Annotated in this window: 12 protein-coding genes; all 12 read left to right on the forward strand. The window is 61.5% G+C overall.

Annotated features, from left to right (window positions below; genetic code table 11):
* Positions 1 to 149: 149 nt before the first annotated feature.
* Positions 150 to 842, forward strand: a complete 693-nt coding sequence (locus J2X43_RS09305; RefSeq protein WP_112385176.1) for a glutathione S-transferase family protein — start codon at positions 150 to 152, stop codon at positions 840 to 842.
* A gap of 12 nt (positions 843 to 854) precedes the next feature.
* Positions 855 to 2,012 carry a tRNA epoxyqueuosine(34) reductase QueG gene (queG, locus tag J2X43_RS09310; RefSeq protein ID WP_310293408.1) on the forward strand — a complete coding sequence of 386 codons (1,158 nt, stop codon included), beginning with the start codon at positions 855 to 857 and terminating at the stop codon, positions 2,010 to 2,012.
* The gene (locus J2X43_RS09315) at positions 2,012 to 2,884 is read left to right on the forward strand and encodes an SDR family oxidoreductase (RefSeq protein ID WP_310293410.1); all 873 of its coding nucleotides are present in this window, start codon (positions 2,012 to 2,014) and stop codon (positions 2,882 to 2,884) included. The genes queG and J2X43_RS09315 overlap by 1 nt, the downstream gene beginning before the upstream one ends.
* Before the next feature lie 399 nt (positions 2,885 to 3,283).
* Positions 3,284 to 3,652, forward strand: coding sequence for a septal ring lytic transglycosylase RlpA family protein (locus J2X43_RS09320; protein ID WP_112385173.1), 369 nt, complete (start codon positions 3,284 to 3,286; stop codon positions 3,650 to 3,652).
* Between the two features lie 140 nt (positions 3,653 to 3,792).
* Complete coding sequence (locus J2X43_RS09325) at positions 3,793 to 5,082, forward strand: RsmB/NOP family class I SAM-dependent RNA methyltransferase (RefSeq protein ID WP_310293412.1); 1,290 nt, start codon at positions 3,793 to 3,795, stop codon at positions 5,080 to 5,082.
* A 176-nt stretch (positions 5,083 to 5,258) separates the two neighbouring features.
* Positions 5,259 to 6,536 carry an imelysin family protein gene (locus tag J2X43_RS09330; protein WP_112514165.1) on the forward strand — a complete coding sequence of 426 codons (1,278 nt, stop codon included), beginning with the start codon at positions 5,259 to 5,261 and terminating at the stop codon, positions 6,534 to 6,536.
* Positions 6,537 to 6,582: 46 nt separating this feature from the next.
* A complete protein-coding gene (locus J2X43_RS09335; RefSeq protein ID WP_310293414.1) occupies positions 6,583 to 8,121 on the forward strand; it encodes a di-heme oxidoredictase family protein in 1,539 nt (512 codons plus the stop codon).
* Positions 8,121 to 9,215 carry an imelysin family protein gene (locus J2X43_RS09340; RefSeq protein WP_310293415.1) on the forward strand — a complete coding sequence of 365 codons (1,095 nt, stop codon included), beginning with the start codon at positions 8,121 to 8,123 and terminating at the stop codon, positions 9,213 to 9,215. The genes J2X43_RS09335 and J2X43_RS09340 overlap by 1 nt, the downstream gene beginning before the upstream one ends.
* 5 nt (positions 9,216 to 9,220) lie before the next feature.
* A complete protein-coding gene (locus tag J2X43_RS09345; RefSeq protein WP_310293416.1) occupies positions 9,221 to 10,312 on the forward strand; it encodes a DUF1513 domain-containing protein in 1,092 nt (363 codons plus the stop codon).
* 40 nt (positions 10,313 to 10,352) lie between these two features.
* Entirely contained in the window at positions 10,353 to 10,805 is a 453-nt protein-coding gene (locus tag J2X43_RS09350; protein ID WP_112514170.1) for a TspO/MBR family protein, read from the forward strand.
* Between the two features lie 68 nt (positions 10,806 to 10,873).
* Positions 10,874 to 11,323 carry a PaaI family thioesterase gene (locus tag J2X43_RS09355; protein ID WP_112385167.1) on the forward strand — a complete coding sequence of 150 codons (450 nt, stop codon included), beginning with the start codon at positions 10,874 to 10,876 and terminating at the stop codon, positions 11,321 to 11,323.
* On the forward strand, positions 11,320 to 11,958 hold the full coding sequence (locus J2X43_RS09360; RefSeq protein WP_310293417.1) for a 5'-methylthioadenosine/S-adenosylhomocysteine nucleosidase: 639 nt from the start codon (positions 11,320 to 11,322) through the stop codon (positions 11,956 to 11,958). The genes J2X43_RS09355 and J2X43_RS09360 overlap by 4 nt, the downstream gene beginning before the upstream one ends.
* Positions 11,959 to 11,993: the final 35 nt, after the last annotated feature.

The following is an 11,993-nucleotide window of genomic DNA, read 5'->3' on the forward strand; positions in this document are numbered from 1 at the left end:
AACCCATCATTGGCCGCACTTAGAAGCGGCTGTAACCCTGCTTCGCAGTTGAAGCCGCCATCCAATCCTATATCTTTCTTAAACTCTAATTGTTAGGAGTTTGAGAAGGACACAATGTCGCCGAAACGCGGGCGGACCGAAAACCCATAATGCCAGTACTTTATCATCACCCCATGTCGACCGCCTCCCGGTTTATCCGGCTGGTGCTTGCAGAATACGGCTATCAGGTCGATCTCGTCGAAGAGCAGACCTGGGACAAGCGCCGTGACTTCCTGGCGCTGAACCCCGCCGGGACGCTGCCGGTCTATGTCGACGACAGCATGCGCGCACTCTGCGGCGCCATGGTCATCTCCGAATATCTCGACGAAACGCACGGCGTCCTCAAGCGGGACCGCCGCCTTCTGGCAGAAGACCCATTCCAACGCGCCGAAATCCGCCGCCTCGTCGAATGGTTCATGCTGAAGATGGAAACCGACGTGACGCGCCCGCTGGCGCGCGAGCGGGTCTACAAGCTGCAGATGACAGCGGAGCAAGGCGGCGGCGCGCCTGACTCCAAGATGTTGCGCACCGCGCGCAGCAACATCCGCCAGCATCTGAAATATGTGACCTGGCTTGCCGGCTCGCGCCAGTGGCTGGCGGGCGAGCGCATGAGCTATGCGGATCTGGCCGCTGCGGCATCGATTTCGATCCTCGATTATCTCGGCGAGATCGACTGGGCCGAAACTCCTGTCGTCAAGGACTGGTACCAGCGCATCAAGTCGCGGCCGTCCTTCCGCCCGATGCTCAACGAGCGGGTTCGCGGCCTGACGCCGGTTTCCCATTACGCCGACCTGGATTTCTGACGGGGGCTCTCGATGCCCCCACGATCAGAGCAGGATAAAGAGCGAAAGAAGCGCGAGAGCCTGACCGCTTTCGTGCGCGCCGAGGCAGCAAGCCTCGGCTTCGAGCTCTGTCGCGTGACCCGGCCGGACTCCATTCCTGAAGCCAAGGCACGGCTCGGTGAATTCATTGATGCCGGACGGCACGGAACGATGGAATGGATGGCCGAGACGCAGGAGCGGCGTGGCGATCCCCGCACGCTCTGGAGCGATGTCCGGTCCGTCGTGGTCTTCGGACTAAATTACGGCCCGGAAGAGGATCCGCGCAGCATTCTCGAGAAGCCCGATAAGGCGGCAATCTCGGTCTACGCCCGCAATCGCGACTATCATGATGTCATCAAGGGCCGCCTGAAGGAAATCGCCACGCGCTTTGCCGCACGCGCCGGAGCCGATGTGAAAGTCTTCGTCGACACCGCGCCCGTCATGGAAAAGCCGCTTGCGGCGGCAGCCGGGCTTGGTTGGCAGGGAAAGCACACGAACCTGGTCAGCCGCGCGCATGGCTCCTGGCTGTTTCTCGGCTCGATGTTCACCACCGCCGACCTTGATATCGACGCGGCGGAGAGCGATCATTGCGGCTCATGCCGCGCCTGCCTCGATGCCTGTCCGACCAATGCCTTTCCCGCCCCCTACCAGATCGACGCGCGGCGCTGCATCTCCTACCTGACGATCGAGCACAAGGGGCCGATCGCCCCTGAATTCCGGCCGATGATCGGCAACCGCATCTATGGCTGCGACGACTGTCTCGCCGCCTGTCCCTGGAACAAGTTTGCGGCGTCTGCCTCCGAGATGAAGTTGCAGGCCCGCGAAGACCTGAAAGAGCCGGAGCTCGCTTTCCTGCTGACGCTCGACGATGCCAGCTTCCGCACGTTCTTCAGCGGCTCGCCCGTCAAGCGGATCGGCCGCAACCGCTTTATCCGCAACGTCCTGATCGCCGCCGGCAATTCCGGCCAGCGGCAATTGATCGATCTCTGCCGCAGCCTCAGCCGCGATCCCTCGCCTGATGTGCGCGGAATGGCGGTGTGGGCCCTTTCGCGGTTGATGGACGCTGGCGAATTCCAGTCGTTTGCGGCAGAAAGGCAAGTCGAAGAGGACGGCGACGTCCTGAACGAGTGGCGGCTGGCGGGAGTATTGTGATGAAGCTGATGATCTTCGGATGTGGCTTTTCAGGGATGGCGATTGCCAAGGCATTTGCCGCAGCGGGTGCCAGCGTCGGCGGCACGACCCGCAGCCACGACAAGCTGGATCAGCTGCGCGCCGCTGGGATCGACGGCCATATCTTCGACGGCGAGAGCTTGAGCCCGGAGCTGATGGCGGCGATGTATGGGGCAACGCATCTCGTGCAATCGATCGCGCCACGCGAAAGCGGCGATCCCCTCGTCAATATTGCCGGATCGTCCCTCCGGACGCTGATGCCGCAGCTGCAATGGATCGGTTATCTTTCGACAGTCGGGGTCTATGGCGATCACAAGGGTGCCTGGGTCGATGAGGAGACCGTGTGCGTGCCGGTGTCCGGCCGTTCCAAGGAGCGGCTGGAGGCGGAGCAGGCCTGGAGCGACCTCGGCACAGCACTGAATGTACCGGCTGCCATCCTCCGCCTCTCCGGGATCTATGGACCGGGGCGCAACGCCTTCGTCAATCTTGAGCGTGGCACGGCGCGGCGGCTGATCAAGAAGGATCAGGTCTTCAACCGGATCCGTGTCGAGGATATCGGCGGTTCGGCGCTGTTTCTTTCGCAGAGAAAACTGGGTGGCATCTATAATGTCACCGACGATCTGCCAGGCCCACCGCAGGATGTGATCGTCGAGGCGGCCCACCTGATGGGTGTCGAGCCGCCTGCCGAACAGGCCTTCGAGACCGCCGAACTGACGCCGATGGCCCGCTCCTTCTACGGGGAGAACAAGCGGGTCTCGAACGCCAAGCTGAAAGCCGCCGGTTTTGCTTTCGCCTTCCCGAACTATCCCATGTCGCTCGCCCAGATGTGGCAGGACGGGCGATGGAAAATCTAACACTTCCGAGCTACCGATCTAACCCCTCAAAGAGCAGAAAATTCCTACTTCCGAATTTTAGCAATCAAAATTTCGCGCCCATTTATGGTTAACGGCCTCTAAATTTGCGCAAATACGGCAACAAATATGACGGTCTAGCAAAATTATTTTTGTGATCACCGTAACATTCCGTGAGCAGACTCAGCCCTCGGAAAAATTGTTCTAATTTTACCTGATTCTATTGTCTTTTTTCCATGAATGCCGCAGCAAGACTTTATTGACCTTAATCCGCCGGGAATCACGAATATTACAGACTGTAACATTCCGTGATTGCGGATGGCACTTTTTCGCCACTTTTGAGCGGATTCAAGCCCTCACCGCCCCCAAGGCGCAAGTTCAATAGTTGAGGGATACTCCGTTTTGAGGAAAACCAGCCGTTCTCTAATCACTGCCGCGGCGATTGCAGCCTGTTCTTTCATCCTTCCTGCCGAAGGATTTGCTGCAGCCGGATGTGGTGGTGCTTCGTGGTACGCACTGCACTCCAAAACAGCTTCCGGCGAACGCATGAACCCCGCCACACTGACTGCTGCACATCGCTCGCTGAAGTTCGGTACCAAGCTGAAGGTCACCAACCGCAACAATGGCCGTACGGTCATCGTTCGCGTCAATGACCGTGGCCCCTTCATTCGCGGCCGCGTCCTCGATCTTTCCCGTGCCGCCGCTCAGAACATCGGCATGGTCAGCTCCGGCACCGCCAAGGTCTGCTACGAAGTCGTCGCCTCCCGCTAGGCGTCCATCTGCTTGCGCCGAGGCGCTTGCTCTTGCCGTCAATCGCGTTTACCACGCGCTTGAGACTTGTGAATTATCCGCTGCATCCGTCTTCTTTCCCGCGGATCGTTCACAAGCCGTTGGCAACAGGAGACTTGTGAATGCGTTTGGGCGGCCGCCTCGAAGGGGCGATTTCGGTTCTGGCTGACATCGAGCAGCGAAAGAGACCTGTCGCCGACGCTCTCAAGGACTGGGGCCTGGCGCACCGCTTTGCCGGATCTGGCGACCGCGCCGCGATCGGCAACATCGTCTATGACGCGCTGCGCATGCGGCTCTCGCATGCTTTCCTGATGGATGACGACAGCCCGCTGGCGCTTGCCTATGCGGTGATGCTGCGTCAGTGGGGCTTTACACAGGAGAGCCTCGCTGCCGAACTTTCCGGCGACAAATTTGCGCCGCCGGAACTGCCGGATGCGGCAGCCGCCGCTTTCGCAAGCCGCGACCTTTCGTCTGCTCCCGCGCATATACAGGGCGACATACCCGAATGGGTGCAGCCGTCCTTCGAGACTGCCTTCGGCGGCAGCTGGCTTGCCGAGGCGCAGGCGCTTGCCGCCCGCCCGACACTCGACCTGCGCGCCAATATCCTCAAGGCCAGCCGCGAGAAGGCCGTGAAGGCGCTGGAACGCGCAGGCGCGCAGGATGCCAAGATCGCCCGCTACGGCATGCGCATACCGGCCGGCGAAGGTGCCTCAAGACTTCCAAACGTCACGGCAGAGCTTTCGTTCCAAAAAGGCTGGTTCGAAGTTCAGGACGAGGGGTCGCAGATCGTCGCCGATCTGGTGCTGCCGAAGGATGGCGAGCAGGTGCTCGACTATTGCGCCGGCGGTGGCGGCAAGACACTCGCCATGTCGGCGGCCATGCATAACAAGGGTCAGGTCCACGCCTATGACGCCGATCGCAAGCGCCTTGCGCCGATCATCGAGCGGCTGAAGCGGGCGGGAACGCGCAATGTCCAGGTTCATGACGACGCGAGAGCGCTCGCAAGTCTCAAGGACCGCTGCGACAAGGTTCTGGTCGATGCGCCCTGCACCGGCACCGGCACCTGGCGCCGCCGCCCAGACACCAAGTGGCGGCTGACCGCCAAGAATCTCGACGAGCGCACCAGCCAGCAGCAGGACGCGCTGACCCAGGCCAGCGCCTTCGTGCGTCCCGGCGGCGAACTGATCTATGTGACCTGCTCGGTCCTGCCGCAGGAGAACGAGGAACAGGTCCGCAAGTTCACCGCCGAGAACCCGGAATTCTCGATCGCCAGCGCCCTGCCTGCCTGGAAAGACCTGTTCGGTGCGGCAGCGCCGCAACCGCGCTCCTCCGATCAGCAGACGATTACGCTGACGCCGGCATCGACCGATACCGACGGCTTCTTTTTCTGCCGGATGCAGCGGAAGGCGTAAGGCGCTTTCGGCACTGTCGCGAGATATCCACGCCACCGCGGGATGCGTTTTTGAAACGCGGACGTTTTAGCACTTTCGATCCTTAAAACCATTCCAAACTAGAGTGTTTGACACCAGTTTGCTTTTGGGCGATGAGACTCCCGCATTTCAGACGGATACCCGTCAAGGAGAGGACCATGAAGCTCAACAAGAATGTCTGCGCAGCACTGGCGCTGGCGGTAGCGCCCCTATCCGCCGCTCCGGCTCTCGCAGCAGCCCCGAAGGCTGCCGAAGTCGTCAAATATTATACCGAAGTCGCGCATGCGAAATACGAGGACTCGCTGACCACGGCGAAGACGCTCGACGCAGCAATCGACGCCTTCCTGAAGGCGCCGACCGACGAGACGCTGAAGGCTGCCCGCGACGCCTGGATCAAGGCACGCGTTCCCTATCAGCAGACGGAAGTCTACCGCTTCGGCAACCCGATCGTTGACGATTGGGAAGGCAAGGTGAACGCCTGGCCGCTCGACGAAGGCCTGATCGACTATGTCGACGCCTCCTACGGCACCGAAAGCGACGAGAACTCGCTCTACGTTGCCAACGTCATCGCCAACAAAACGATCAAGATCAACGGCAAGGATGTCGATGCATCCAAGTTGACGCCCGAGTTCCTCTCCGGCACGCTGGCTGAAGCAGGCGGCGTCGAGGCAAACGTTGCGACCGGCTACCACGCCATCGAATTCTTGCTCTGGGGCCAGGATTTGCACGGCACCGGGCCGGGTGCCGGCGAACGTCCTGCCAGCGACTACGACCTGAAGAATTGCACGCACGGCAATTGCGACCGCCGCGCCGAGTATCTGAAGTCGGCCTCCACCCTGCTGGTCTCCGACCTGCAGGAAATGACCGACAACTGGGCTCCGGATGGCGCTGCCACCAAGCATGTCGAGGAAAATGCCAAGGCTGGCCTCACCGCCATCCTGACCGGCATGGGTTCGCTCTCCTACGGCGAGCTTGCCGGCGAGCGCATGAAGCTCGGCCTTCTGCTGCACGATCCCGAGGAAGAGCACGATTGCTTCTCCGACAACACCTACAACTCGCACCTCAACGATGCGATCGGTATCGCCGCTGCCTACACGGGTGACTACACCCGCGTCGACGGCAAGAAGATGACCGGCCCGTCGCTTCACGACCTCGTCGCCGCGAAGGACAAGAAGCTCGACAAGGAAGTCGAAGGCAAGCTGAAAACCACGCTCGACGCCATGCACGCCATGGCCAAGCGCGGCGAGACGGTCGAGAAGTACGACCAGATGATTGCCGAGGGCAACAAGGAAGGCAACGCGACCGTTCAGGCCGCCATCGACGGCCTCGTCGATCAGACCAAGTCGATCCAGCGCGTTATTGCCGCACTCGATCTCGGCAAGGTCGAGCTTGAAGGTTCGGACAGCCTGGATAATCCTAACGCTGTCTTCAAGTAAGCAATAAAGGCGGGCCGTCCTGAAACAGGGCGGCCCGAACTCCGAAATGCCCCATCCACCGGCTCGCCGTCTCTATCTCAGCGTCGCGCTTCTCGCCACGCTTGCCGGTCTTCCCGTCGCCCTCGCCGCCAATTTCGATCTGCCGGTGAAGCGGACCGATCTTTCCGACGCCGACATGAAGCGCGTTGCCGACGTGACGCGCCCAACCGCGGATTTCGCGAAAGCGGAGCCATACGAGGCCATGCAGGCCGGGGCAGCGACATCGATCGATCCCGTCACCGAAGACAGTTTCTCGCATATCTCCGCCAACATTCCCTTCGAGGAAGAGCAGAACTTCAAGCTCGGCAATGCGCTGTTCAAGAAGCTTTGGGTATCCGCGCCATCCTCGACCCAGGCATCCGACGGGCTTGGCCCGCTTTTCAACGCGCGCTCCTGCATGAGCTGCCACGTCAATGACGGGCGCGGCAAGCCGCCGGAGGGCGGTGCCAGCGCAACGTCGATGGTCCTGCGGCTGGCGCGGCCACCAAAGACATCAGCGGAAGAAAAGGCGATCGCCGATGCCGAAACGGTGAATTTTCCCGATCGGGTCTACGGGCACCAGCTGCAGGACCTCGCAGTTCCTGGCCTTGCCGCCGAAGGCAAGATGGCGATCCGCTATACCGAAAGAAGCGTGATGCTGGCGGGCGGCGAAACCGTCATGCTGCGTACGCCCGAATATTCGGTGACCGGTCCCGCCTATGGGCCGCTCGATCCGGCGACGACAATTTCGCCGCGCGTCGCACCGGCAATGATCGGGCTTGGCCTCATCGAAGCGATCCCTGCGGCAGATATCCTGGCGCATGCCGATCCTGACGACCGAGATGGCGATGGAATCTCCGGCAAGGCGGCGATCGTGCGCGACCACCGCACCGGCGACATCGCGCTCGGCCGCTTTGGCTGGAAGGCGCAGAACGCCACGGTGCGCGACCAGAGCGCTGATGCGTTCTCCAACGATATCGGCATCTCCACCCCGGACCGGCCGGATGCCTATGGCGACTGCACGGATGCCGAGACCAAATGCCGCAAGATGCCGACGGGCGTTCAGAAGCGGCTCGGCAACGAGGAGGCGCCGGGGCCGGTGCTTGATCTCGTGACCTTCTACTCCGCCAATCTCGCCGTACCCGCCCGCCGCAAGGCGAGCTTTCCGGATACGCTGCGCGGCAAGCAGCTGTTTTATCAGTCCGGCTGTATCTCCTGCCACGTTCCGAAATTCGTCACCCGCCGCGACACGGCTGAAAAAGCTCAATCTTTTCAGCTGATCTGGCCCTATTCCGATTTTCTGCTGCATGACATGGGTGATGACCTGGCCGACGGTCAGCAGGTCGGGCTTGCAAGCGGACGTGAATGGCGCACCCCGCCGCTATGGGGTATAGGACTGACCCGGACTGTCAGCGGACACAGCTTTTTCCTGCATGACGGCCGCGCCAGGAACCTCACCGAAGCGATCCTATGGCATGGCGGCGAAGCAGAAAAAGCCCGCAACGCATTCTCCTCTCTGCCGAAAGACGATAGAGAGGCCCTGATCAGATTCCTGGAGTCCCTGTAATGCGCCTTTGGCAGCCTCTCGTTCTTTCGCTTGCCCTTGCCGGCCAGGCAGCCGCACAGACGGCAGCGCCTCCCTCAGGTCTCAACGAAGATGCCGTGCCGCAGGTGATGGCCCGCGCCGTCGACGAGGTGATCCGCCCCGGCTACCGCAACATGCAGCAGTCGGCGGCCCGGCTGACGACGGTGATGAAAGACCTTTGCGCCGACGGCACGCAGCAGACGCTCGACAAGGCGAAGTCGACCTTCGACGATACGATCCGCTACTGGTCGAATATCGAGATCGTCCAGACAGGACCGGTCATTCACGACAACCTCTTCGAACACATCCTGTTCTTCCCCGATCGCAAGGGCGTCGGCCTCAAGCAGGTGCAGGCGCTGATCGCCAAGGCCGATCCGAAGGATACGACCGTCGATGCGATTGCCGGCAAGAGCGTTGCGCTGCAGGGTTTGACGGCGCTGGAATACGTGCTCTACGGAAACGGTTCGGAAGACCTGATCAAGCAGAAGAACGGCTTCCGCTGCCAGTACGGCGCGGCCGTCGCCGGCAATATCCAGCGCGAGGCCGGTGAAGTCGTCGCGGCCTGGGAAAAGCCGGATGGCGTGCAGGCGAGCTGGAAGCATCCAGGCCCTGAGAGCGAAGACTTCATGGACAACAAGGAAGCCGTCACAGCACTGCTCGGCATCCTCGTCCATGGCGCCGAGACGGTGCGCGACCAGCGGCTGGAACAGTTCTATAAGGGCAAGGACACCGCGCCGCGTCCGCGCATGGCGATCTACTGGCGCTCCAAGAACACCTGGAAGTCGATGACGGCCAATATCGACGGTCTGCGCACGCTCTGGCAGAAGGCCGGCATGGCCGAGCTGCTGCCCGCCGACAAGAAGCCGATCGCCGATGCGATCGACGCCAATTTCAAGACGCTGCTCGACACCGTGCCGAAGCTCAACCCTGACATCGACATCGCGACCAGCGATGCCGAGAAGGCCAAGCTCGATGCATTTCTGGCGACCAGCCGCGACCTGATCACCCGGATCAGCGACGATTTCGGTGGTGCGGTCGGCCTTTCGGCCGGCTTCTCCTTCTCCGACGGGGACTGATGCCGATGTGGCGCAGCGCTGCGATCGACCGGCGCGGCTTCATGAAGGCCGCAGGCGTGACGTTTCTTGCGGCGCTGCAGCCACGCAGCCTTTTTGCACTCGAGCGCGCCGACGCCGTCTATGCCTCCGGTATCCGGGCGGCGGACGGTTCTTTCGCGGTGGCCACGGTCACCGAACGCGGTGAAATCATCGATCAGGTAGCCTTGCCTGCCCGTGCGCATGGCATGGCCTTCAGCAAGGCGACCGGCAGGACCGTGGCCTTTGCCCGCCGTCCCGGCACCTATGCGATGATCTTCGATCCCTGGAACAATGGCGAGCCCGTTGTCATCACTTCGGTCGAAGGCCGGCACTTCTACGGGCATGGTGCCTTCTCTCCCGATGGCCGCATCCTCTATGCCAGCGAGAACGATTTCGACGCCAATCGCGGCATGATCGGGCTTTACGACGCGACCAACCGCTTCGCCCGGATCGGCGAATACGAGACCTACGGCGTCGGCCCGCACGACATGACCGTTTCCGATGACGGAAAGATGCTGATCATTGCCAATGGCGGCATCGAGACACATCCGGATTTTGGCCGCACCAAACTCAATCTCGACAATATGCAGCCATCTCTGGCGCTGATCGACGCTGCATCGGGCGCGCTCATCGAGCGGCGAACCTTGCCGCCGCAATGGGCGCAGGTCTCGACCCGGCATGTCGATCTCGATGATGATGGCCGCGTCTGGTTTGCCTGCCAGTACGAAGGGTCGCGGCGCGATCTTCCGCCGCTGGTCGGCCACTTCTCCAAGGGCGAGGATCTCACCCTCATCGACCTGCCCGAAGAGACGACGCGCCGGCTCGGCAGCTATATCGGCGCCATTGCCGTCAACCGCGCCGACCGGCTGATCGGCATCACCTCGCCGAAGGGTGTTTCGGTCACCATCGATGCCCGCACGGGACGGATGGTTGCAGAAGACGCTCTGTCGGATGCGGCAGGTATCGCGCCCGCGGAACACGGGTTCGCAGTGTCTTCCTACGAGGGTGAATTCCTGTCGACCCAGAGCGATGTGGCATGGGATCAACACATCGTCCGAATTCAGCGCAAAGGCGCCTGACATCGCTGGACCGCGGGCCGCACGGCCCTAACTTCGCGGCATGAACAAAGCGCTCACCTATATCGTCTTCATTGCCGTCTCCCTCGGCGGCGGCCTGCTGATCGGCACCAACAATCTGCCCGGCGAATGGTACCAGTCGCTGGCCAAGCCGGTCTTCAATCCGCCGAACTGGATCTTCGGCCCCGTCTGGTCGATCCTTTACGTGCTGATCGGCATTGCCGGCGCACGGACCTGGCTGCGCGGTCACCTCTCGGCAGCCATGCTGATCTGGGCCGGGCAGATGGTCTTCAACTTCCTCTGGTCGCCGTTCTTCTTCGGCGCCGAGATGCCCAAGGCGGCGCTGGTGGTCATCGTTATCCTGCTCGGGCTGGTGCTTGCGTTCATTGCCAATCGCTGGTCCTCGGACCGGATATCCGCCACCCTTTTCCTGCCCTATGCCGCATGGGTCGGCTTTGCGACAATTCTCAACGCCTCGATCGCCTACCTGAACTGATTTACCCCTTGGCATCCTTGTCGAATCCGGCGCGCCGTGCCACTTTCGCGGTTCGAAGGGGACAAGGCATGAGCGTCGGTAATAACGGTGATTTCCGCGAACGGATCAGGCAGAGCTTTTCACGCCAGGCGGCGATGGAAACGATCGGAGCGGAACTGACGCGCGTGGAACACGGCGTCGTCGAGATCGAGCTGCCGTTCGACGTGAAACTGACACAGCAGCACGGCATTTTGCACGCGGGCATCATTTCCGCCGCGCTCGACAGCGCCTGCGGTTTCGCCGCCTACACGATGATCGATGCCGATGCCTCGATCCTGACGATCGAATTCAAGGTGAACCTGATGTCTCCAGGCCGCGGTGACCGCTTCCTCTTCCGCGGAGAGATCACCAAGCCGGGCAGCAACATCATCGTCGCGGACGGGCGCGGCTACGCGATCGGCGACGGTCCGGCCAAACTGATCGCATCGATGACAGGCACGATGATGGTCGTGCGGGGAAGAGAGGGAATTACCGGATGAAGTTCGAACTGAAATCCGTTGCCGGAAAGTCGATCCTGTTCGTGATGGCAGCGGAGGCGGAATATGGTCCGTTCCTCAAGTCGCGCTTCGAACCGCTAATGACCGGTATAGGCCCGGTCGAGGCAGCTGTGGCGATGACGAAGACGCTGACGCGGCTCGATGCAGCCGACGATCTTCCGCAGCTCGTCGTCTCTTTGGGATCGGCCGGTTCCGCCAAGCTGGAGCAGACGGAAGTCTATCAGGTTTCCTCGGTCGCCTATCGCGACATGGATGCCTCGCCGCTCGGTTTTGAGAAGGGCAAGACGCCGTTTCTCGATCTTCCTGCGACGCTCGACCTGCCTCTGCGCATTCCCGGCATCCCCGAGGCGACGCTTTCGACCGGCGGCAACGTCATTTCAGGCGCCGCCTATCAGACGATCGATGCCGATATGGTCGATATGGAAACCTTCGCGATCCTGCGGACCTGCCAAGGATATAACCTGCCGCTGATCGGGCTGCGCGGTATTTCCGACGGCATCGAGGAACTGCAGCATATTTCCGGCTGGACGGAATATCTGCATGTCATTGACCGCAAGCTTTCCTATGCCGTGGACAGCCTCTTTACAGCGCTCGAAGACGGTGTCTTCTGGTTCTGAAAGCCTTGCAGGCAGGGACAATCGGGACAATAAAA

The organism is Rhizobium sp. BE258, from assembly GCF_031457345.1.
Taxonomy (GTDB): Bacteria; Pseudomonadota; Alphaproteobacteria; order Rhizobiales; family Rhizobiaceae; genus Rhizobium.